The organism is Paramagnetospirillum sp. (genome assembly GCF_058402745.1).
In genome coordinates this window covers 112501-133293 of the sequence record NZ_JBZVFI010000006.1, presented here as the reverse complement: position 1 = coordinate 133293, position 20793 = coordinate 112501, and the positions used below count along the sequence as shown (strand labels likewise).

At 58.9% G+C, this 20793-nt stretch carries 21 protein-coding genes, 1 tRNA gene, 2 rRNA genes and 2 pseudogenes (1 of these 26 only partly in view); 7 read left to right on the top strand and 19 right to left on the bottom strand.

The window, feature by feature from the left end:
• Positions 1-25: 25 nt before the first annotated feature.
• From ACV4UZ_RS04440 to ACV4UZ_RS04405, 8 genes and pseudogenes are all read right to left on the bottom strand, one after another.
• Complete coding sequence (locus tag ACV4UZ_RS04440) at positions 26-211, bottom strand: hypothetical protein (protein WP_491599713.1); 186 nt, start codon at positions 209-211, stop codon at positions 26-28.
• Positions 208-1293 carry a hypothetical protein gene (locus tag ACV4UZ_RS04435; RefSeq protein WP_491599712.1) on the bottom strand — a complete coding sequence of 362 codons (1086 nt, stop codon included), beginning with the start codon at positions 1291-1293 and terminating at the stop codon, positions 208-210. The genes ACV4UZ_RS04440 and ACV4UZ_RS04435 overlap by 4 nt, the downstream gene beginning before the upstream one ends.
• Positions 1294-1453: 160 nt before the next feature.
• Positions 1454-2476, bottom strand: a complete 1023-nt coding sequence (locus ACV4UZ_RS04430) for a helix-turn-helix domain-containing protein (protein ID WP_491599711.1) — start codon at positions 2474-2476, stop codon at positions 1454-1456.
• 274 nt (positions 2477-2750) lie between these two features.
• Positions 2751-2984, bottom strand: a complete 234-nt coding sequence (locus tag ACV4UZ_RS04425; protein ID WP_491599790.1) for a helix-turn-helix domain-containing protein — start codon at positions 2982-2984, stop codon at positions 2751-2753.
• Positions 2981-3241: pseudogene (locus ACV4UZ_RS04420) on the bottom strand (integrase core domain-containing protein); the annotation flags it as partial. The gene ACV4UZ_RS04425 and the pseudogene ACV4UZ_RS04420, both read right to left, overlap by 4 nt.
• 43 nt (positions 3242-3284) lie before the next feature.
• Positions 3285-4253 (bottom strand): annotated as a pseudogene (locus ACV4UZ_RS04415) (DUF5906 domain-containing protein); the annotation flags it as partial.
• Positions 4211-5168 (bottom strand): IS630 family transposase gene (locus tag ACV4UZ_RS04410; protein ID WP_491599710.1). Its coding sequence is split into 2 segments (ribosomal slippage): positions 4211-4838 and positions 4837-5168, totalling 960 coding nucleotides; the frame shifts between segments, so codons are not numbered across the junction. The gene ACV4UZ_RS04410 and the pseudogene ACV4UZ_RS04415, both read right to left, overlap by 43 nt.
• A gap of 35 nt (positions 5169-5203) precedes the next feature.
• Entirely contained in the window at positions 5204-5422 is a 219-nt protein-coding gene (locus ACV4UZ_RS04405; protein WP_491599709.1) for a hypothetical protein, read from the bottom strand.
• A gap of 540 nt (positions 5423-5962) precedes the next feature.
• On the opposite strand from ACV4UZ_RS04405, the gene ACV4UZ_RS04400 reads away from it, so the two are divergent.
• From ACV4UZ_RS04400 to ACV4UZ_RS04390, 3 genes are read left to right on the top strand one after another with little or no spacing between them, the layout of a single operon-like run.
• The gene (locus tag ACV4UZ_RS04400; protein ID WP_491599708.1) at positions 5963-6766 is read left to right on the top strand and encodes a hypothetical protein; all 804 of its coding nucleotides are present in this window, start codon (positions 5963-5965) and stop codon (positions 6764-6766) included.
• A 14-nt stretch (positions 6767-6780) separates the two neighbouring features.
• Positions 6781-8298: a vWA domain-containing protein gene (locus ACV4UZ_RS04395; RefSeq protein ID WP_491599707.1), complete on the top strand. Its 1518-nt coding sequence runs from the start codon at positions 6781-6783 to the stop codon at positions 8296-8298.
• Positions 8299-8318: 20 nt separating this feature from the next.
• Positions 8319-8768, top strand: a complete 450-nt coding sequence (locus ACV4UZ_RS04390; protein WP_491599706.1) for a hypothetical protein — start codon at positions 8319-8321, stop codon at positions 8766-8768.
• On the opposite strand, the gene ACV4UZ_RS04385 is transcribed toward ACV4UZ_RS04390, so the two are convergent.
• From ACV4UZ_RS04385 to ACV4UZ_RS04350, 8 genes are all read right to left on the bottom strand, one after another.
• Positions 8760-9083: a hypothetical protein gene (locus ACV4UZ_RS04385; RefSeq protein WP_491599705.1), complete on the bottom strand. Its 324-nt coding sequence runs from the start codon at positions 9081-9083 to the stop codon at positions 8760-8762. The two genes, ACV4UZ_RS04390 and ACV4UZ_RS04385, sit on opposite strands and share 9 nt — an antisense overlap.
• Positions 9084-9119: 36 nt before the next feature.
• A complete protein-coding gene (locus tag ACV4UZ_RS04380) occupies positions 9120-9308 on the bottom strand; it encodes a hypothetical protein (RefSeq protein ID WP_491599704.1) in 189 nt (62 codons plus the stop codon).
• Between the two features lie 22 nt (positions 9309-9330).
• On the bottom strand, positions 9331-9714 hold the full coding sequence (locus ACV4UZ_RS04375) for a hypothetical protein (RefSeq protein ID WP_491599703.1): 384 nt from the start codon (positions 9712-9714) through the stop codon (positions 9331-9333).
• A 137-nt stretch (positions 9715-9851) separates the two neighbouring features.
• A complete protein-coding gene (locus ACV4UZ_RS04370; protein WP_491598929.1) occupies positions 9852-10928 on the bottom strand; it encodes an IS5 family transposase in 1077 nt (358 codons plus the stop codon).
• A 44-nt stretch (positions 10929-10972) separates the two neighbouring features.
• The gene (locus ACV4UZ_RS04365; protein ID WP_491599702.1) at positions 10973-11245 is read right to left on the bottom strand and encodes a hypothetical protein; all 273 of its coding nucleotides are present in this window, start codon (positions 11243-11245) and stop codon (positions 10973-10975) included.
• 252 nt (positions 11246-11497) lie between these two features.
• Positions 11498-12514, bottom strand: a complete 1017-nt coding sequence (gene mamD / locus ACV4UZ_RS04360) for a magnetosome protein MamD (RefSeq protein WP_491599701.1) — start codon at positions 12512-12514, stop codon at positions 11498-11500.
• Positions 12515-12773: 259 nt separating this feature from the next.
• Positions 12774-13529: a hypothetical protein gene (locus ACV4UZ_RS04355; protein ID WP_491599700.1), complete on the bottom strand. Its 756-nt coding sequence runs from the start codon at positions 13527-13529 to the stop codon at positions 12774-12776.
• Between the two features lie 291 nt (positions 13530-13820).
• Positions 13821-14426, bottom strand: a complete 606-nt coding sequence (locus ACV4UZ_RS04350; protein WP_491599699.1) for an RNA-dependent RNA polymerase family protein — start codon at positions 14424-14426, stop codon at positions 13821-13823.
• On the opposite strand from ACV4UZ_RS04350, the gene ACV4UZ_RS04345 reads away from it, so the two are divergent.
• The 4 genes from ACV4UZ_RS04345 to ACV4UZ_RS04330 all read left to right on the top strand — a co-directional run bounded on the left by ACV4UZ_RS04345 (position 14398) and on the right by ACV4UZ_RS04330 (position 18293).
• On the top strand, positions 14398-15657 hold the full coding sequence (locus tag ACV4UZ_RS04345) for a site-specific integrase (RefSeq protein WP_491599698.1): 1260 nt from the start codon (positions 14398-14400) through the stop codon (positions 15655-15657). The genes ACV4UZ_RS04350 and ACV4UZ_RS04345 overlap by 29 nt on opposite strands.
• Positions 15654-16058, top strand: a complete 405-nt coding sequence (locus tag ACV4UZ_RS04340; protein ID WP_145980806.1) for a DUF488 domain-containing protein — start codon at positions 15654-15656, stop codon at positions 16056-16058. Before ACV4UZ_RS04345 ends, ACV4UZ_RS04340 begins: the two co-directional genes overlap by 4 nt.
• 5 nt (positions 16059-16063) lie before the next feature.
• On the top strand, positions 16064-16366 hold the full coding sequence (locus ACV4UZ_RS04335) for a hypothetical protein (protein ID WP_491599697.1): 303 nt from the start codon (positions 16064-16066) through the stop codon (positions 16364-16366).
• 211 nt (positions 16367-16577) lie between these two features.
• Positions 16578-18293, top strand: coding sequence for a recombinase family protein (locus tag ACV4UZ_RS04330; protein ID WP_491599789.1), 1716 nt, complete (start codon positions 16578-16580; stop codon positions 18291-18293).
• Here the strand turns inward: ACV4UZ_RS04330 and ACV4UZ_RS04325 are convergent.
• From ACV4UZ_RS04325 to ACV4UZ_RS04315, 3 genes are all read right to left on the bottom strand, one after another.
• A tRNA-Met gene (locus ACV4UZ_RS04325) sits at positions 18250-18326 on the bottom strand. The genes ACV4UZ_RS04330 and ACV4UZ_RS04325 overlap by 44 nt on opposite strands.
• A gap of 100 nt (positions 18327-18426) precedes the next feature.
• Positions 18427-18541, bottom strand: a 5S ribosomal RNA gene (gene rrf / locus ACV4UZ_RS04320).
• Between the two features lie 87 nt (positions 18542-18628).
• A 23S ribosomal RNA gene (locus ACV4UZ_RS04315) occupies positions 18629-20793 on the bottom strand; it runs 577 nt beyond the window's last position.

Genomic DNA, 20793 nt, shown 5'->3' with positions numbered 1-20793 from the left:
GCCGTCGCCACGAAATGGGGCGGGGCTACTTTCGCAGACTGGCGCTATCGGCCTCCAGGCGCAGCCGGGTCAGGGCGGATTCCAGTTCGGTGGCGATCTTGCGCCGCAGGTCCGGAGCCTTGGCTTCCTTAAGGCGGCGCAGCGCGCTATCGGCCTCGGTCAATTCGGCCAGGGCGGTGGGGCTGGAAGAGGTGGCCAATTGCAGCTTCACCGATTCCAGCTCGGCCGCCTTGGAAGATTCATATTGATGTCCTTGACCAGCGACGTCCCGCCGCTGGTGCCGTCGCTGGTCCACAATTCGGCGCCGTTGCTGTCGCTCAGCTGGAAGGGCGTGAAGTAGAGGTTTCCTCCCGTTCTGGCGAAGTAGACCGGCATGCTGCTGCCGCCGCCGGAATTGATGTCCTTGACCAGGCTGAGCGACGTGCCGTTCCAGGACAGCAGCTCGTTGCCGTTGGTCCCGTCATTTCCGCCGAGATACATGGTCGCGGTCGAGTACTCGATCCCGAACACGGTGGAAACGCCATTGATCTTGGAGGTCCCGACGGCGGTGCCGTCGGTCTTGTAAAGATCGCCTGTTTTGGTCGTGAAATAGACGTTTCCATCCCCGGCGGTCCATTGGAAGAACCCGCCGGCCACGCTGGAATCGCCTGACGACGGGTATCCGTTGGTCGTGCCGCCGGCGACGATGTCCTTCAGCAGGACGGTGCCCGCGGTGGTGCCGTCCGACACCCAGGGTTCGGCTCCGTATGTGGTGGTGTAGGGCGAGAAATAGAGTTTGTCGCCGACGGTGCTGAATGAAAAGGTGGCGTAGGAGGTATTGCTCCAGACCATACTGGCGGAGCCGAAATCCTTGACCGCCACGGTTCCGCCCGTGGTGCCGTCGCTTTTCCACAGCTGGTCGTAGTGACCCAGGCTGGTGTCGTTGGCGGCCAGGTACAGCTTGTCGCTGGCGGCGATGACCGTAGAGACCCAGACGGTATGGACCTGGGAGACGGTGGTTCCGTCGTAGGACCACAGCTGGCTTCCGGCGGCGCTGGAATTGCCGACGAAGTAGAGGGTGTTGTTGAACGCCGCGATGGTCTGTCTGGCCCCGGTGCTGACGCCGCCGTTGCTGCCGCTCCACAGATCGGTGACCATCTGGGTGTTGGCCGTGGTGCCGTCCGTCCGCCACAGCTCGGCGCCATTGGTGCCGTTGTTGGCGGCGAAGTAGAGCCAGCCGTTGCACACCACGAACTGGTTGTGGATGCGGGCTCTTGGCCGTTCGACGTTGTCGATGGCGTCGAACAGCCTCACGTCCAGCCTGTGGCCGGTATAAATTTTCCGCACAAATCCAGCCACGTTCAGAGCCCGCCAGCCCAAGGTCAATCAGGCAGGATTAAACCCTGTTCCCCTTGTGGGTAGGAGTGCGCCGGTGTAGGAGGGAGTGCCATAAATGTTAGGCGAGAGTGTTCGTCTAATACGGATTATCTGGCCTGTTCGCCATACGATAGGTGGCGGGAGGGCAGCCGAAACGGCGCGTGAAGGCCTGGGTGAACGTACTGCGGTGGGAATAGCCGAGGCGGTGACAGAGTTCCTTGATGGAAACGCCCTCGTCATTCAGCCAGCGCCGCGCCTGAAGCAATTTCTGATCCTGCACCCAATCCATGATCGTCATCCCGGTGACGCTCCGGAAGGCTTGCCAGAGGCGCCGCTGGGAAAGGCCAACCTCCCTTGCCAGTTCGTCGCTTGAGGGAAGATCGCTCAGCCGGGTGAGCAGCAGGTCGCAAACGCGGTTCACTTTCGCCCGCTCCAAGCCCAGGCGTCGCTCCACGGCAGTCCCCTTGTCGGAAAAGTCGTCAAGGATTGCCGCCACAACCTCCAAAACCTTGCCGCTCATATACAGCCTGGAAAAGTCGCCGACATAGGGGTTGGCAACCAGGCCAGCGAACTGCTGTCGGATTGCGGGAGATAGTGCCGACGTAACCCCCATGCTTTCACCACGTAACAGCCTTTTGAAGCTGTCCGGTGCCGAGACGCCATCCAATATCTGGGACAGCCGTTCCTGGGACAGGATCACGCATATCTGTTCGCTGTAACCCGATGCGCTTTCCGCCGTTACGAGGCCGCCTGCGGCCACCGATTCGACGAAGTAATTATTCTTGTCCTCGTCCAGTGGCCTGCTGCCATCCAAGCTGAAGCGCGACGTGCCGGCAAAACGGACTCTCAGATTCAACACCGACTGGTCATAGGTGCATTCATGGAGGGTCGAAACAAACGTATCCCCGGAAGCATGGATGACGCTGCAGCCGTCGCCCGCCGTACGAAGCTGGACCTGCTGTCGTCCAATCCAATCGGGAATATCATGACCGTGGCTGCCGTCGCCGCAGCCATATCCGTTCTCCAGCCGCCAGACCGAGGCAATTGGAAGAAACGGCATATCCTCGGCTGGAAATGCGTCGGCTTCGATCGGCGGGCTGATTCGGTCGTTCTGGTCCATTCAATGCTCATGTTGACCGGTATTGCGACGACGAAAAACGAGAGTCCCATATCCGAAGCACTTCAAGCTACGGCATCTCTCGGCATAATGTGCACCCCCGCCCATATGCACCATATGGCCTGCCATGGGAAATTTCCTCCAGTTTGACGTGGAGTCCGGCCCTGACAAGGACGGACAATATGAAGCGCTGCAGGTTCACGCAAGAGCAGATCATCGGCATCCTGAGGGAACAGGAGGCCCGGGCCGCGACGGCGGATGACGTCGCCGCGCTCGGTCAGATCGGTGCGGTGGCCTGTTGCAGGCCGCCGCCCTTGCGATACTCGAAGTAGCTGCATTCGATCAGCAGCTTGATCGCCCTGGCGACGGTGGCGCGGCTGAGGCCGGAATCCTCGGCCAGGCATTCATAACCGGGCCAGCACGTCCCGGTGTCCTGGTTGACGCGATTCCACAAAAACCAGCCGATTCGCCGTGCTGCATCTGACCTGTTCCTGAACTTGTTACCGCTCAGAAATAGAGTCCCATCTGGTTTTGATGCCCGAAAAGGGCGGTGATGGCAACCAGGGCCGGGGCATGCCCCGGCCCTGGTTGCGTTCGGGATCGAGCGGCCATCTCGGCGGGGGTGGCGCCGCCGAGGCTGGTGTGGGGCCGCACATGGTTGTAATCCTCCTTCCAGGCCGCCAGGACCGCCCTGGCGTGGCTCAATGAGCTGAACAACGTCTCGTTGAGGCATTCGTCGCGCAGCTTGCCGTTGAAGCTTTCGATATGTGTTACCAGCCATTGCCACCAGCACGCTGCTGGTGAAGTTGAAGTTGCGCCGTCCGTAGGCGTGTCGAGCCGACATGGGCTTGGATTCGGACAGCTTCTTCAACAACCCGTCATCGAGCACGATGTTTTCCGACAGGTCGTCATCGACGAACAGCAGCTTGCCCGGCAGGGCCGCCACTTTGAACCGATCCCGCTGGAACCCGGCGATGCTGTCGTTGAGCACAGCGTCCGGGCCAATGAGGCGTTGGACGGTCTTGAGCAACATCGACTTGCCGTTGCCGCCGTGCCCGATCAGCAGAAAAAAGCATGCGTGCGGACGGTGAGGCTGGATCGCATAGCCGATGAACTCGTTGAAGTGACGAGCCATGTCCTCGGGATGGTCGGCCTTCGAGAAGATGTCGAGCAACGCCTGATCGTACCGGGGACACTTGGCCTCGGGGTCGTAGGCAATGGGCAAGCATGAGGTGAGGTTGCTGGCCGCTCGGTGGGGGCGAAAAATCACCTCGCCGGTGGAGCTAATCCACAGTTCGCCGTTCAGACAGTTCACCACCGGCTGAGGCATATCGGCCAAGTCGATCACACCATCATCGGCACCGAGGATGTCTTTCAGGCAGGCCAATGCCGAATTCACCAGCGAGGAGGCACTCTGCTCACCTTGCAGCATCGGGTTGGCGCTCAGTTCGGTGAGCAGATGGTGGCGGACCAGCCGGGGAGACGTCTCCTCCCAATGGGTGCCCGTGTAATGCAAAAAGGTGCCGTCATCACTCACGCGGAGGTTTACGCCGTGGTAAACTTTTTCCAGGACGACCCTGGCCAGGACGAGTGCCGGATCAGGGTTAGATCCGAGCACCTGATGCTTCAACTGCTTCAACCCGTTGCGAAGCGCCCTCTTTCCCAATCCTGTGGCATTCGCGATCTCACCGATCACCTTCTCCAACTCGATCTCATTGAAATTAGAGCGGCGTGCGTTTAATCTGAAACATACCCGGCTTCCCTGAGGTAGTTCCAGCATTCGTCTGGGGTGTAGAGATCGCAGATATTGCCGACGGCCTTCCAGAGGTCGTCGATGGTGCGCGCGCCGATCCGTCGGAGATGAGCCTTGAGTTTGGCAAAGGCCATCTCGATTGGGTTTAGGTCTGGGCTGTATGGGGGTAGGAACAGGAACCAGGCGCCTCTCTCCTTGAGGATGGCCTTGGCCTTCTCGCTTTTATGGCTGGAGAGGTTGTCGAGGATGACGACGTCGCCCGGCTGGAGCGTCGGGGCCAGTTGGGTCTCGACGTAGACCTCGAAGGTTTGTCGGTTCATGGGGCCGTTTATGATCCAGGGTGCCGTCAGACCGTCACAGCGCAAGGCGGCGATGAAGGTTTGGGTTCCCCAGTGGCCGAATGGCGCGCGGGCCTTGAACCGTTGCCCTCGCGGTGCCCGTCCCCGCAACCGGGTCATCTTGGTGGTGGTGGCGGTCTCGTCGATGAACGCCAGCCGGTGAGGCTCCTGGCACATCCGGGGCTGGCGGTGGCTCAGCCAGGTCCGGCGCTCCGCCACCACATCATCGCGACCGGCTTCGGTGGCCAGCAGCGTTTTTTTTGACGCTGAAGCCTTGCCCGATCAGAAACCGCGAGAGTGACGCCGGGTGGGCCGTGACGCCGCATTCGGCCTTCAGCTTGGCCGCCAGTTCCGGCATCGTGATGTCGCCTTGCGCCTCCACCCAGCCGGTCAGAAGAGCGGCAAAGGCCGCCAGCTTACCACCGCCCGGCGGACGGCCTTGCCGCAAGGGCTCCAACGAACCCGTCGCCGCCATCCGTTGTGCAAGACGGACGCTGGTCGCGGCGCTCACTCCAAAATGCCGAGCCGCCGCTCGCCGCGATTCGCCGTGTTCGATCTTACCGTAAACACGGACCCGAAGATCTGATGATAGCCATTTGCCCATGATCCACCTCCAATGAGGTTGAATCACTTTTTCGCCTACAAGGGAATCCCCTGCGATTCAGATTTCAGGTCCGATGCTCTAGCGGCCACGATCTCGATGAGAAACGCCGTGATCTGATCCGTGCCGGTCTGTCCCGAGAATGCGATGGCCTTGGCCAAGGCATCCTTGACAGTCAATACCTGGGGCGGGGCAGTTGGCACCACCTCATCATTCGCCGGGGCCATCTTCGGCTTGTAGTTGACTGTGAGTGCCATCTTCGCGACTCCTTTCGCTGTTGCGGACCAGGAGGCAGACGGCGCTGAGGTCAAAAGCAAAAGGGCAGACCAGCACTACGCCGCCTGCCCCTCCTTGGACCTTGACTTGTCACAACATATCGTAGGCAGCCACGAATTGCAACACGAATTGTTGACAATGGAGCGGGGGAGGCCCGTAGAGATGATGCGCAACGTCTTCATCTTGCGCTGCTACCGAGCGAACGGTTTGGGCGAGATGCCGCCGACCTTGGTGGAGTGATCGGCCCTGACGGGATCGTGCTGGAGCGTCGCGGCTAGCGCCGACTTGGCGCAGGTGGACGACCGCTTATCCGAACGACAGCCGCCGTTCAGGGAGAGCGTCTGCTATGGCCCCGTTGTGCCACAAGTCGTCATTTACCACCCCTGTTGGGGGCTATCGGCTTTTGGCATGGGCGGTAATACCGGATGTGCTAAACTGAGCGGATATGGCCGCTAGCCATTTCGGGGGGGATTATGCCGATACTTCTTATCGCTCTGTCAGCATGTGGATTTTTGGCCGTCATGGTTGGCGTGTCCAAACTGGCTGATCGCAACAAGACAAAACCAGTCCCCAAAGATAGCCGCACAATAAATTTTCAGGGTATCGATGACGCTGGGAAGCTGACCCGGCAGAAGGCCGAGCTTCAGCTTCGGGTGAATGCGCTTGCCGCAAGAGAAGATACGCTTCTCGCCTCTATCCGTGAATTTGAGCAGGGAGTGGATGCCCGTAAAGCCGAGAAGCTGGCTGCCGAGCAAGCAGAAATCAATGCCGCAATCACGACAAAGGCTGCGGCTGAAACTCGCGTTAGAGAGCTTCGCGAGGTTGAGCAGAAGTTGGTAGAGCTAGTCTCTGACCTTCAGGAGGAGGCCGACCGCAAGAGAACGCATGTGGTTGAACTATCCGCCGACGTTGCCGATCTCACCCGAACAAAGGACGCTCTCGACGAGAGCATCACCACTCTCTTGGCTCGGCAGCGTGAGATTGAGGCTGAGATGGCCGAGTTGGATCGGGATATTGACGAGCGCCGCCGGGAAAAAGTAGCCGAGATGGAAGAGGCCGTCGCCGCACAGAAGGAACTGGCACTGTCCAAGATCATGGCGTGGACGGAGTCCGAGAAATCGCGGCTTCAGGAACGGTTTGAGAGCAGCTATCAGACCGAGGTCACTGACTTGCGGCGTCAGCTGATCGAGAAAGTTACAGCCGAATTCGACAGCATCCATGAATATTTCTCGACCTTCGCCTCGGAGCGGAAGCTCATGGCCGAGACCGAGATCAAGGACTTCCTTGCGGAGAAGCGTTCGACCATTCTGTCCAACCTAGAATAGACGGGAGGCAGGACATGCTTGCTCGCATCATTCTGGCTGCCGCCCTGATTGCCAGTGTTGTTCTTGGCCCTGTTCGCCCTGTTTCAGCCCAAGAGCAGCCGGACATTATCATCTTGTTCGATCAATCGGGATCGGTTGGAAAGCATGATCCAAAGCTTGCCTCAAAGGCTTGGCTTTTGACTTTTCTGAAGACGTTCGACAATCCCTATAAAATCGAAATCGTTGGGTTCGACGAAGCCCTGTACCGTCACCTGGCCATCGACCGTGATACCGCCACCGACATCAATGCCGTGAACCGGGCCATCGACGGCATTGAAACGGTTGGCAAGGCGACCGACCTGGAGATGCCATTTCGGTATCTTCTGAATTTTGCCAAGCCCTCCACCAAACTGGCGATCATCATATCCGATGGCGAGCCAGAAATTTGGGATGCCAAGCTGGGCTATCTCAGCAAGGAGGTTCAAGCGGACACCCGCTATGAAGACCTGAACCGCCAGTATCAGCAGATGAAGGATGCCGGGGTATCGAAGCGGAAGCGGTTTGAGAAACTCGGAGCTCTTTACCACGCTCGCAATGTCGAACTGATCGAAGGCCAGATGCCGGGTATCGCCAGGTTGATCGGAGATAGACTGATCATCTGGGATTTGTCAGGAACCTCCTACTATCTCAAAACCTGGGCAAAGGCGGCGGGAGCCCAGTATCTGCCCATGCGGGTTGCCGCTCAGGAAAACCCGGTCGAGCAGTTGCAGAAGGCCATGACGGCGTTGCAGCAGCATTCCAGTGCCATCGTCAAGGAGGCGCTGCCTGACGACCATGAGCACCGGGCTGCAGTCGCCTTGACCGCCATTCCTGAGATTGCGGCAAAGGTTCAGCCCAAGGAGATGCCAGCCCCCAAGCCGCCAGCTCCACTCGTTGAAACGAAAGCACCTGAACCTGAACCGCAGAAACCCGTGGCTCCCTCACCTTCAACAGATAACCAGCCCTCATTCTGGTTGATCGTGCTGGTGCTGCTGGGAGGAGCCACCGGGGCCTACGCTTTCTTCCGTCGGCGAGCGCCGGTCGCGCCGTCGGTCAAGGCTGTCCCCACCATACCCCTGGACCTCGCATCTCAGTACATCGACGCCAAGGTCAAGAACGCGCTCGATGATGCGGAGAAACTGCGGAGAAAGCTTCTTATCGCGGAAAGCGGAGCTGTCAAGGTCGAGCGGCGATTCTCATTGCGTGTTGCTGTGCCTGCCGGGGCCATGGAAATTCAATGGATCAGTGCTGATGACGAGAAGCGGGAAACCTCCGCAATCGACATCTCAATGCATGGCGTCAAATTCGAGACCCATGGGGCCGAGGTCAAGGCCGTTACCAAGATTATCTGCCCGAATATGGATGTGGTTCTGGGGGTGAAGAAATTTCAGGAAATCCGTCGTGATGGCAGTCGCTCCGTTGCTCTTTTGATCGAGTTTGAAAACAATCTCGATGACTGGATGCGGTGGGTAGAAATCATAAGCCGGATCGACCAGACAGCCACAAAGCAGTGAGCGAAGGACAGGAGGTTTCCATGAGCAATCTGATTGATGACACCCTGGACTTCGTGGGACACGAACTTCAGGTTGCTCGAGACAGGGTTGAGGACTTCGCACATGCTCTCAGTGCTTCCGTCCTCCCCTCTGCCCCCGAACCAAAGCAGAAGCCACCGACAGTCAAGCAAGTTCATCAGCTTGAAAAACGCATCCATGAGCTTGAGGAGAAGCTTAAGGCCACACAGCGAGAGTTGGGGTTGAAGAAGGCTGCGAACGAGGGGCTTATGGCCCAAGCAAACACTCTGAAGGCTGCCTTGAAAGCCGCATACCCCAAGTGTCCATTGTTGGGGCCAAGTGGCAAGGTTTGGAACAGTGGGCCGATGGCTGGGAAGCAAAAGTCCCGACTTCGTGTTGTCTGGGAACAAGCCTTTGACGTAGAGGCCAAACGCCTTGGCGCTGCTGACCCGATGAAAATCCGCCTATCCTAATTGACGGTGCTGCTCATCTCTAGAGGAACAAAACCGCTTGTGGTGAAGTTCTGATGCCATGTTGCGGAAAATCTTTCCGCAGGAATCGCAAAAGAACAGATGGACGAGGGAGGGTAGTGACTCCCGGCATCTGATTTCACTGGGTGTGCTGCCACGAGCCGCAGCGAGTTTCTTGGGATTTGGATCGAGAATGTTACGCATCGACTGCGTGATGACCTCATTCAAATCGAAGAGATTATCGCCGGAAATCCCATTCCGGCGAGACCATGCAATCACTATTTTTGATGCAAGCCACGCCAATTCGTCCTCATCCATGGGACATTGCATCCTAGATGTGGAATGTGTGCGACATTATGTGATGGGTTCAGCCGCACCGGACAACTTGCGGCAGACATAGAAACCGCCCGCAGCGGTTGCCAGTGACAAGCCGATCAAGACCCCAACACCCATGCTGGCGCTCAAGATCAGGACTGCGGCTTTACCCAAGCCAGGACCACTTGCGGCAGCGATTTTCGATCCAGTCACGGTGCTTGTGATCATGATACCCTCCCAACCCTCTGATTTAGCGAAGAGCTTCCAGGATCGGATCGTCTTCGCCACGCGAGCGCCTAGCTTTTTTAGGGCGTTTGACCATGGTGGGCTTACTCGATTTCACACTCGACCATGTCGCCGTTGTTCGTGACAAAACACTCCAAAGCTTGAGAAATAGACTTTCCCGACCATCCCAAAGGGTGGTGGCTTGCTTGTGATAGTGAACCTGGGACATCTGTGGGCTGGGGGGCAGATGGGCCGAAGAGCTTTCTGCGCCAACGCTCATGTCCGATTGGTGTGGTGAGTTATCCGCCACCTTAACCACAGTTTGGTCCAGCGGGCTGGCGGCGATCATTAGGTCCGCGACTAAATCAATGTCCCAATCGGAGTTCCAGGCCGCCCCGGCTTTAGCCACCTGGACGCCTCCGGAAACTCGATTTCTGACGTTCAGAGACGGTCGGCGTGGGCGCGTTCCGGCCTGGCCGTGATCTGAAGAGGAACTTTTGGTCCAATTCTGAGGTTGAATTGCCTCGGCATTCCCCTTCCTTGGGGTCATGCGGCGGCCGTTTTCTCCAGCCAGCACCACCGTTTCATATTGTAGGCAATATTGACCAGGGTGATCGTCGCCTCGGCCCTGGCCTTGCCGATGGTTCGGATGAAAAGCCCCATGCGGTCCTTCTGCTCGGCAAAGACGTGCTCGACGCGGGCGCGGATTTTGGATTTGACCGCATTGGCTCTCGCCGTGGCCTTGGCCATTGGTTTGCCTCTCGGCTTCTTGCGGTGGATGTGGCTGACGCGGCCATGGTCGGCCAGGAAATCGTCGTTGGCCTGGGAGCGGTAGGCGGTATCGGCCCACACCGGTGAGGCGGTATTGTTCGGATCGATCAGCCCCTCCCGCAGTCGGGCACCGTCCGCCGCCGCCGCGTCGGTCACAATGCAGCGGCGGATGATGCCGTGCAGGCGGTCGATGGAGATATGGCTCTTGTAGCCGAAGACCGGAATGGCGATGTCGATCTGCGGCTTGCCATCCGCCGTCGGCTTAGCCTTGGCGAATTTCACCGTCCAGCGGGCATCTCGATCCTTTTGCCGCAGCTTGGCCGGCTTGTCCGTCCACGCCTCGGGGATCTGACCGGCCTTGATCGCCTCCTTCTCGCCATCGCTGTTGCGCTGCTTGGGCGCCGCTACCAGGGTGGCGTCGATGATCTGGCCGCCCATGGCCAAATAGCCGGCAGCGGAAATCGCCTGGTCGAGCGTGTTGAACAGCCGGTCCAGCGCCTTGGTCTTGATCAGCGCCTCGCGGAAATCCCACAGCGTGTTGGCGTCGGGCACCGCGTCTCCGGGGCGCAGGCCGCAGAACCGCAGCCAGGTCAGGCGATCCCGCACCTGAAACGCCGTCTGCTGCAACGACAGGCCATACAGCCCTTGCAGGACCAGCATCTTGAATTTTAGCACCACGTCGAACCCGGGCCGGCCGCCCTTCGACGGATCGGAGCGCCGAACCGCCTTGGTCAGCGCCGGGCGAAATTGCTCGAAGCGAACCGTCCGCTCCAGTTGCTCCAGCGGATCGCCTTCCGCCGACAGAGCCTCAAGGCTGTGCTCGAAATCCCAGAAACCGGCTTGCCCCTTCATCTCGACCTCCCGGTGATCCCAGGGAGAATCGAATCACAAAACCGTCAGAACCGCCAGTTTCCGGAGGCGTCCACCTCCAGATGAAGTGACAGCATGGCGAAGCTCTTCTCGGAAACCTCGGTTAGACTGTCCGTCCATCCCTCCGTTTCCCCATATAGTAGGGCTGCTTCAAAAGCCGTCGCAAAGCATGCCAAATCCGTCAGGGTATGGGCAGTTGCACCATTGGCCATGAAACGAATGATGCTACTTGGGACGCTTTCGAGATGGGCAATTGTTGATGAACGGTATGCACTCAGGCCAGCTTCAACCTTGGGCATGAGGGCGAGGCATTCTTCAATGAATGTGCCTCGTTCCCCACGCTCTACGTGGTTGTCTTTGCGCTCCGATGGGGGCGTGACAATGCTTGAACACGCTGCGGCGCAGGGTATTTCACCTGATGCATTGGAACAGGAGCTTGCCCGCTTTCGGCTTTTTTTAGGGACATTAGTCACAGACCAACGTCCTCCTGTTCATACTGAGCTTACACCGCACGAAGTGTGAACACGTAAAGGGCAAGCATATCGTCTTGCCTAAGCCGTCACTGCGTCCGAGATCGCATCATCAACCTCGGATGCTGCCGAGGTGGTCCGGGCCTTGCGGTAGCGGTAAATACCGTAACCGGCTGCGGCGATGACCCCGCCCAGGATGACAGGACCAGCAGCGCCGAGTCCCAAGCCAAGGCCCAAGCTCATGCCGGTACCAGTCCATAGAGTGCCGACAGCAGCGGCACCCTTGGTGGCAGCGCCCGCAGCGGCACCCTTGGCAACCGAACCCGCCACAGCAGTTTTACCGGCGGTCTGCAATGCCACAGTCTGCATGGCACCCTTGGCGGCGATTGCGGTTCCGGCTGCGCCCTTGGCGGCGACACCAGTCACAGGATTGAGAACCAGGAACTTGCTCGTCGTACCAGCCATCATCGGAGATTCGCCAATAGCGAAGGTCTTGCCGACCAGCCACGGCATCTGCCCAGCACCATGTTGAACCTTGAGGACCACCAAATCCTTCATGGTGGCGGCGGTTTCACCAACGGGCTGAAGGAAGAGCCAATTGGCGGCTCCATTCCCGGCGGCAGTGGTCTTAGCCACCATGAAAGTCTTGCCGGTCATCATCTGGACCTGCCCGGCCTGTCTTGCGCCTTCGAGCTTCATCATGATCATGCCGTTCCCGCCGCCCTGGGTGGCGGCAGCAGTCAGACCACCAGCACCGGCAGCGCCCGCAGCAACGGCAGCGCCTTTTGCCGCGACGCCGGCCTTGGGGAACAGCACAAGCCATTTACTCACGCCGTCTGCAACGAGGGGGGCTTTGCCGACGGTGACGGTCTTGCCCACCATCCCCGACAACTGCGCGACCTGACGGGCGCCTTCCAGCTTGAGGGCGACGGCCCCCTTTCCAGCGGTAGCGCCGGCGGGGTTCAGGAACAACCAGTGTCCCATCCCATTTCCAGCCGCAGTAACTTGACCGACCGTGTAGGAATTTCCGGTCATCGACGACAGGAGAGCTGCCTGGGTAGTTCCCTCGACCTTCGCCATGATCATTTGGTCAAGCATACTGACAGCTCCCTAAACAATGACGCAGAGCGACAAACCGTTCTGCTGAAGATACCCCGAGCCCCTTCGGAGAGATATAGGCTGGTATGTGCATATATCATTACACGCCCCCATTCTCGCAAGCTGAGGCGAAATCTGTCCAGAGAAATTTATTGTGGATACTGATTTGCTCTAATAGTAAGAGGCGCTCGCAACTATGTGCGAGGGCGATCTGGCTGTGAGTTTTCGTATTTCTGAAAATAATGCTTCATGAAAAAGGCTACACGTTGGCGGCAGCTTCCTTCCGCTTTCGCGCCCGAGTAGCCGCCAGCTTGGATTCTGTTGAATGCTGAAGGTCCAAAGCAGCTTTTGCCCTCCGCTTGGCGGCGGCTGCTAACTTGATGGCCTGCTTGGCATTGGCACCAGCTGCTAATGCACGCTTCTCAGCTTCGTTGGCCTCGGCGATTAGCTTCTCGGCGGCTGCAATTTCGGCGGCAAGCTCCGCAGCCAGTGCCGCTTCGTCATCAGGTGAGGATACCAGCTTTCTAAATGCTCCGTATCCTGCGGCGAAAACAGCATCAGCCATTGACGCGACCTGGGAGACTAGTGTGGCGGTCTCTTGACCACTCTTGGTCCGAGAGCGGGGATTGCCCTTTGGGTTGGCAGCATACATCCGATAGGCCCCATACCCAGCAACGCATACGGTTCCCGCAAGCAATGCAGGCCCCCAAGCGCCGAGACCCAAGCCGATGCCGAGGCTCAGCCCTTTTCCGGAAAATATGGATGAAACCAGCTTGGTCCCGTTCGCGATCCCGGCTGAGGTCACGTTGATAGTTCCGGAGCCGACTCCAGTAATGTGGGTGTAGGGGATGCTGATCTTGCCGAGAGCGATGCTGGTGGAGGAAGCCTTGGCAGCCCCCGAACTCATCCCGGAAAGTTTGGAAGTCGGGGTGGCCAGCTTTACAGCGGCAGTGCCTGCAGATTTGACTTTCGATGCACCAGCGCCGCCCCCGCTGAGATGGCCGATCTTGCCCATGGCGTCAGGTGAACTCATGCCGAATCCCCAATGCTTCGGAAGGCTATAACGACGGTGCTGTTCGCGCAAAAAGTACTAATAATTTAAAGGTTATCTTATCGCGACGCCGTCAACAAGACGCCTCCGTTGGAATCCGATTAGAATGGCAAATATGGGTCAGGTAGAGCCGGTAGACGGGACCTCGTTGGACGACCGCAATATATAATAAATGCGGTCATTGCGGTGAGCCGCGAGGAGGCGGTTGCTCCGTGCTGGCGGTCACCTCGACAGGCCCCTATTGGCATAGCACCGCTATTTCAACACATGGGCCAGTGCCAGCTGCGCAGCTTCGAGCCGATCTGACGCGCTGTTGATGATGGTTCCGATCACGGCATTTTCGAAATCTGACCGAGCGTGTTCGTTCGCCATGGTCCAGTCCCAGCTTCGACCCCAATCAACTATGGCGCGGTATATCTGTTCATCGGTCGCACCCGCGAGTGCCATGTGTTCCAACTTGCTTGCGAACTTGGCCAGCGACTTATTTGACGGAGCGGCGACGACCAATACCTGATCGTTGGTGACGACAGCTCCGATACGATAGCCCAAAAAGCCGGACCACTCGGTGATCGGCGTGATGCAAACATGTTTCAGCGCGAAGGGGCCGGCAGGGTGGTTTGCCATTTCACATTGCAAGGTGTTCTTGATCGCTGAAGCCTCCCCATAGCTGCCCGCCAGAGCGAGCAAGTCGTCTACGAAGACGACCATCTCGCCGCCGAGGGCCGAAGCCCTCAGCGTCGGGTCCAGAAGCGTGCGTGCAACAAACGGGGAGACCAGCGAACCTTGCGGAATGCCCTGCCGGGCCTTCTTCTTCGCATACAGGAGGAGATCTATGGATAACGACGACTTCAAGCGGATCACGACAGGGGGCGACGCCTCCATGCCGGGGGTCCCCACCTACCGAGATTTAGTGCAATCAATTGCACTCAAGACCAACCTGACCGCTAAGCAGAAGACCGACCTGACCTGGGGTGTTAACGGCATCGCCGCTTTGGTCTCACCCGTCGGTCTGGACGGGATGGTCGATTTCGAGGCCATCAACGCCAAGCTCAAGGGCTTCACCCCGGCCATGGCCAATTTGGAGAAGCAGACCTTTGCCAACATGAAGTGCCGCTTCCGCGCTGTCTGCAAGATCGCCGGTCTGCTGGTGCAGCCGGGCAAGAATCAGGGACCGTTGCCGGAGGTTTGGGAGAGGCTGCTGGCCATGATCCTGGACGCCTGGGATCGCCGCCGTCTCCGTCGTTTCGCTCACTGGGCGGCACAGCAGGGCTGGCGGCCCGAGGACATCACCTCCGAACATATGCGGCGCTATCTCGACATGCTCGCCCACCACGCCATCAACGGTCAGGAATGGGAAGCCTACACCCGGACATGCAAGACCTGGAACAAGCTGGTCGAGACGGTCCCCGGCTGGCCCGGCACGGTGGTGGAGATCATTCGCAAGCGCACCTCATACATGGTGTCCTTGGATGATCTGCACCCGTCACTGCGGGCCGCTATCCTGGCCTATCTCGAAATCCTGGCGGGAGGGGGCGATCCTCTGGACGGTGACGCTCCGGTCTTCCTCAAGGGCGTCATGCGCAACATCTCCAGCATTGTGTTGGGCGTCAATCTGGTCAGCGACGGCACCGGCTGCTGGCTGAGGTTCACACCAGAGGAGACCAAGACCGGGATCGAGATCGACGTGCCGATCCCCGATACCTTGATCGGACGGCTCGAGCACTACCTGATCAAGCACCGCCCCGTCCTGTTGGCCAGGCGTAAGAAGGGCACGCCTATGACCATGTCCCTGTGGGTGTCGCGCTGGGGCACCGCCATGATCCAACATGCCATCAGGGACCAGATCAAGAAGCGCACCAAGGATGCCTTCGGCCATGCCGTGTGGCCCCATTTGTTCCGAGACTGCGCGGCCACCTCCATGGCGGTGGATGATCCCGAGAATGTCCGCCTTGCTGCGGGCCTGCTGGGGCACAATACCTTCGCCACCACGGAGCGGTACTACGTTCTGGCCCAGATGCTCCAGTCAGGGCGGCGCTACCAGGAGACCGTCCTGAACCTTCGCAAGGCCATCAACGACGAGGAGGAGGAATGATGCTGACCGCTTCCTGGTACACCAAGCTTCCCGACACCTGCCAGGTGATCGGCATCAGTCGGGGAACCCCTCGCGGCATGGCCAAAGGGTACCGGCAGTACAAGGCCTTGGCCCCCGGCCCCTGGTTCAGGACCGCCAATGAAGAGGAGTACATCGAGCGGTATTTCGGCGAAATCCTGGGCCGTCTCGACCCTGTGCAGGTGGTGGCCGATCTCATGTCCATGGCGGGGGGAAAGACACCCACCCTGGTCTGTTATGAGAGGCCCGGCGGGGCCGACTGGTGCCACCGCGCCATGGTATCCCTGTGGCTGCAACAGCATCTGGGAATCGAGGTGCCCGAATATGGCCATGATGGCTTCGGCCTGGGGCATGTCATGCTGCCCCCACTGCTCAGAGGGTAATAATAATGTCACCGTTCGAGTCTTGCATCGAAACTCCAGGTTATGCGATGACCACGCCCTTCGGGTGGGAGGGCAAGGAATTGAACGCGGGTGTGGTGAATGTCGCCATCGGCGACTTGTATGAGAGCGACGGTCGCAACCGGGATGTCTGGGTGGTGGATTCCATCATCAACGTCCCCAAGTCCGGCACCATGGTGCGACTGTCCATGGTGGACGGCATTGCCAAGATTACCCTGCCTCTCCACAACCTGGGCATCTCCCAGGGGTTCAAACGGGTGAATGAGGCCGTGCTTAAATCCGCCTCTTGATCACGGTTCCCGCCTGGTAGAGAGCCCCTAAAGGTTAAGGTTCCAACGGCCAAGGAGGGCCACCGGAACTTCTTGCTGAGCTGCTGTTGGCCTTGACCAAAGCCGCCTGAAATCGCAGTATTGGATTCATAACTGGCCCCAAGTTCCAAGGACGGAAAGGGGCCTCATTGTAACAGCCAGAGCAAAACCTCTGGCCAAACATGAGGTCGCGATGTCCTTTGCTAATGGTGCCCCCACCCGCCCCCTTCGTGCCGTGATTTATGCGCGGTACTCCAGCGACAATCAGAGCGAGTCCAGCATCGACGACCAGGTGAGGGAGTGCCGTGCCTACGCTGAGCGTTTGGGCTGGTCAGTGGTTCAGGTCTATGCCGACCCGGAAATCAGCGGTCGCTCGGCCTTCCGCCCCGAGTATCAGCGCATGCTGGCCGACGCCGAGCGCCATCGGTTCGATGTTGTCATTTGCGAAGGCGTTGATCGGCTGAGCCGTCGTCTCGCCGATCTGGCTGGCATGTACGACATCCTCGCCGCCGAGGGGATTCGGATACACGCCCTGCACTCGGGTGAGATCACCGACATGCACGTCTCCATGCTGGGACTGGTCGCTCAGCAGTTCTCCAAGGACCTCGGTCAGAAAACCCGCCGTGGGCAGGCGGGCCGTATCGCCAAGGGCAAGATGGCCGGTGGTTTGGCCTTTGGTTACCGCGCCCTGCCCCCGACCAAGAACGGCAAGACAACCGAAGCCGGAGAACGCGAGATCGTTGAAGAAGAGGCCGAGGTGGTGCGGCGAATCTTCACCATGTACGCCAGTGGAATCACCCCCGAGGAAATTGCAGCAAGGCTCAATCGCGAGGGTGTTCCGGGATTCCGGGGACGCCCCTGGCGCAACACCACCCTGCGGGGGCAAGGCAAACGCGGCACCGGCATTCTTCGCAACGAGCTATATGTCGGTCGGCTCGTGTGGGGCCGGACCAGCTTCATCCGCCTCCCCAAGACCGGCAAGCGGGTTGCCCGCATCAATGACCAATCCCGTGTCCAAGTGACCGAGGTGCCTCATCTCCGCATCGTGTCCGATGATCTGTGGAATGCCGTCCAAAGCCGGTTGGCAGAGGTTGGCCGCAGGGCGACCGCAGGCCGCTCCAGTAACGATGATCACGGCGTTGATCTCAATGCCAACCACCGCCCCAAGTACCTGCTGACCGGGCTGCTGCGCTGCTCGTGTTGCGGCGGCAGCTACATCATCATCGGCAAGGACCGCTACGGCTGTAACAACCGCAAGCGGGGCACCGGCATGTGCACCAACAGCATCACCATCACCCGCCAGAAGATCGAGGAGCGCATCCTGGCCTGCCTGCGGCACTCCCTGATGGCCCCCGAGCGGGTGCAGGCCTTCATGGCGGAGATGCAGCAGCAGATCAAGACCGCCCGCCGGGATGCCTCCGCCAAGCAGAGCACCCTCAAGAAGCGCCTGGGAGAGACCACCAAGGCCATCGACCATATGCTGGACATGGTGGAGGCTGGCACCGCTCCGAAGTCGATCCTGGAGCGTCTGCGCGAGCGCGAGGCGGAGAAGGCACAGATCGAAGCCGAACTGGCACAGCAGCACGACGACAGTGTGATCGCCCTAATGCCCAACTTGGCCGAGGTGTATGCCACCAAGGTGGCGGCGCTGGCGGACTCCCTCAACGACCCCGAGATCAAGACCGAGGCGACGGAGCTGATCCGTCAGCTGATCGGTCGGGTCGTGATGTCTCCTGACCCCGATGCCCCCGACGGCATGCGCATGGAAGTACACGGCATATTGGGGGAGATCGTGGCCCTGGCGGCGGGCCAGGAGCTGAAAAGCAAACTCCCCGACCTTTGTGGGCCGGGGAGTCAACTGTCTGTGGTTGCGGGGGCAGGATTTGAACCTGCGACCTTCAGGTTATGAGCCTGACGAGCTACCGGGCTGCTCCACCCCGCGGGAAAGTTTAGGCCGTGAACCGGCCATACAGAAAAGCGTACACCGGCCTTTTTGGGGCCGGTGTTTTGTCATCGTGTTAGGTTATTCGTTTCCTTTGAAGACCAGGCAGCGTCCTACTCTCCCGTGCCTTAAGACACAGTACCATCGGCGCAGAGGGGTTTCACGTCCGAGTTCGGGATGGGATCGGGTGGGGGGCCCTCGCTATGACCACCTGGTCGTCGAAGGAAACGAAGTATTCTGATCTGGATTAGTACCTGTGCACGTATCAAGTATTTCAGTGTCGGGCTTGCCGCTACGCATGGGCGATCAAGCCGATCGAGCGATTAGTACAGCTTAGCTTCACGTGTTGCCACGCTTCCACATGCTGCCTATCAACGTGGTGGTCTTCCACGGCTCTGATAGGGAAACCTGGTTTTGAGGGGAGCTTCCCGCTTAGATGCATTCAGCGGTTATCTCGTCCGCACATGGCTACCCGGCGATGCCGCTGGCGCGACAACCGGTACACTAGAGGTGCGTCCATCCCGGTCCTCTCGTACTAGGGACAGGTCCTCTCAAGTTTCCAACACCCATGGTAGATAGGGACCGAACTGTCTCACGACGTTCTAAACCCAGCTCACGTACCACTTTAATCGGCGAACAGCCGAACCCTTGGGACCTGCTCCAGCCCCAGGATGTGATGAGCCGACATCGAGGTGCCAAACCTCCCCGTCGATGTGGACTCTTGGGGGAGATCAGCCTGTTATCCCCGGCGTACCTTTTATCCGTTGAGCGATGGCCCTTCCACGCGGGACCACCGGATCACTATGACCGACTTTCGTCTCTGCTCGACTTGTTTGTCTCGCAGTCAGGCGGGCTTATGCCATTGCACTCGACAGCTGATTTCCGACCAGCCTGAGCCCACCATCGCGCGCCTCCGTTACTCTTTGGGAGGCGACCGCCCCAGTCAAACTACCCGCCATGCAGGGTCCCGGCCCCGGGTTCACGGGGCGCGGTTAGATACCAGGAAGCAGAAGGGTGGTATTTCAAGGTTGCCTCCACACCGGCTGGCGCCAATGCTTCATAGGCTCCCACCTATCCTACACATCCACATCCTAGTACCACTGCAAAGCTGTAGTAAAGGTGCACGGGGTCTTTCCGTCTAGCCACGGGTACTCCGCATCTTCACGGAGAATTCAATTTCGCTGAGTCGATGTTGGAGACAGCGGGGAAGTCGTTACGCCATTCGTGCAGGTCGGAACTTACCCGACAAGGAATTTCGCTACCTTAGGACCGTTATAGTTACGGCCGCCGTTTACCGGGGCTTCAATTCAGAGCTTGCACCCCTCCTTTTAACCTTCCGGCACCGGGCAGGCGTCAGACCCTATACGTCGTCTTTCGACTTCGCAGAGCCCTGTGTTTTTAGTAAACAGTCGCCACCCCCTGGTCTGTGCCACCCCCCCCTGCTTGCGCAAGGAGAGGTACCCCTTATCCCGAAGTTACGGGGTCAATTTGCCTAGTTCCTTCAACATCGTTCTCTCAAGCGCCTTGGTATACTCTACCAGTCCACCTGTGTCGGTTTAGGGTACGGTCTGTACGCTGGAGTTATTTCCTGGACCTCCTTCACTGCACCCTCAATCCGATAAGAGGATACAATACACGGAGGCCGTCACTTCCAGCAGGCCCACGAATATTAACGTGGTTCCCATCGACTACGGCTTTCGCCCTCGCCTTAGGGGCCGGCTTACCCTGCGCGGATTAGCCTTGCGCAGGAACCCTTGGACTTTCGGCGACAGTGTTTCTCACACTGTTTGTCGCTACTCATGTCAGCATTCTCACTTCCGATACCTCCAGCGCCTCTCACGATGACGCCTTCGCAGGCTTACGGAACGCTCCGCTACCGCGTGCATTGCTGCACACCCGCAGCTTCGGTGCATGGCTTGAGCCCCGGTACATTTTCGGCGCGAGACAGCTATTAGACCAGTGAGCTATTACGCTTTCTTTAAAGGATGGCTGCTTCTAAGCCAACCTCCTGGTTGTTTTGGCCGTCTTACATCCTTTCCCACTTAGCCATGACTTGGGGACCTTAGCTGGCGGTCTGGGCTGTTTCCCTTTTGACGATGGACCTTAGCACCCACCGTCTGTCTCCCGGATAGTACTCTACGGTATTCGGAGTTTGGTTAGGTTTGGTAGGTCTTTGGGACCCCCTAGCCCATCCAGTGCTCTACCCCCGTAGGTATTCGTCCGAGGCGCTACCTAAATAGCTTTCGCGGAGAACCAGCTATTTCCGAGTTTGATTGGCCTTTCACCCCTAACCACAGGTCATCTCCGTCTTTTTCAACAGACGTGAGTTCGGTCCTCCAGTGGGTGTTACCCCACCTTCAACCTGCCCATGGCTAGATCACCCGGTTTCGGGTCTAATGCATGCAACTCGTCGCCCTATTCAGACTCGCTTTCGCTGCGCCTACGCCTACCGGCTTAAGCTTGCTGC

Coding starts and splice junctions, on each gene's coding strand:
- ACV4UZ_RS04430 (WP_491599711.1), bottom strand. CDS start 2,476: ATGGACCAGAACGACCGAATCAGCCCGCCGATCGAAGCCGACGCATTT.
- ACV4UZ_RS04405 (WP_491599709.1), bottom strand. CDS start 5,422: ATGGCACTCACAGTCAACTACAAGCCGAAGATGGCCCCGGCGAATGAT.
- ACV4UZ_RS04400 (WP_491599708.1), top strand. CDS start 5,963: ATGGTTGGCGTGTCCAAACTGGCTGATCGCAACAAGACAAAACCAGTC.
- ACV4UZ_RS04395 (WP_491599707.1), top strand. CDS start 6,781: ATGCTTGCTCGCATCATTCTGGCTGCCGCCCTGATTGCCAGTGTTGTT.
- ACV4UZ_RS04390 (WP_491599706.1), top strand. CDS start 8,319: ATGAGCAATCTGATTGATGACACCCTGGACTTCGTGGGACACGAACTT.
- ACV4UZ_RS04385 (WP_491599705.1), bottom strand. CDS start 9,083: ATGGATGAGGACGAATTGGCGTGGCTTGCATCAAAAATAGTGATTGCA.
- ACV4UZ_RS04380 (WP_491599704.1), bottom strand. CDS start 9,308: ATGATCACAAGCACCGTGACTGGATCGAAAATCGCTGCCGCAAGTGGT.
- ACV4UZ_RS04370 (WP_491598929.1), bottom strand. CDS start 10,928: ATGAAGGGGCAAGCCGGTTTCTGGGATTTCGAGCACAGCCTTGAGGCT.
- ACV4UZ_RS04365 (WP_491599702.1), bottom strand. CDS start 11,245: ATGCCCAAGGTTGAAGCTGGCCTGAGTGCATACCGTTCATCAACAATT.
- mamD (WP_491599701.1), bottom strand. CDS start 12,514: ATGCTTGACCAAATGATCATGGCGAAGGTCGAGGGAACTACCCAGGCA.
- ACV4UZ_RS04355 (WP_491599700.1), bottom strand. CDS start 13,529: ATGGGCAAGATCGGCCATCTCAGCGGGGGCGGCGCTGGTGCATCGAAA.
- ACV4UZ_RS04345 (WP_491599698.1), top strand. CDS start 14,398: ATGGATAACGACGACTTCAAGCGGATCACGACAGGGGGCGACGCCTCC.
- ACV4UZ_RS04340 (WP_145980806.1), top strand. CDS start 15,654: ATGATGCTGACCGCTTCCTGGTACACCAAGCTTCCCGACACCTGCCAG.
- ACV4UZ_RS04335 (WP_491599697.1), top strand. CDS start 16,064: ATGTCACCGTTCGAGTCTTGCATCGAAACTCCAGGTTATGCGATGACC.
- ACV4UZ_RS04330 (WP_491599789.1), top strand. CDS start 16,578: ATGTCCTTTGCTAATGGTGCCCCCACCCGCCCCCTTCGTGCCGTGATT.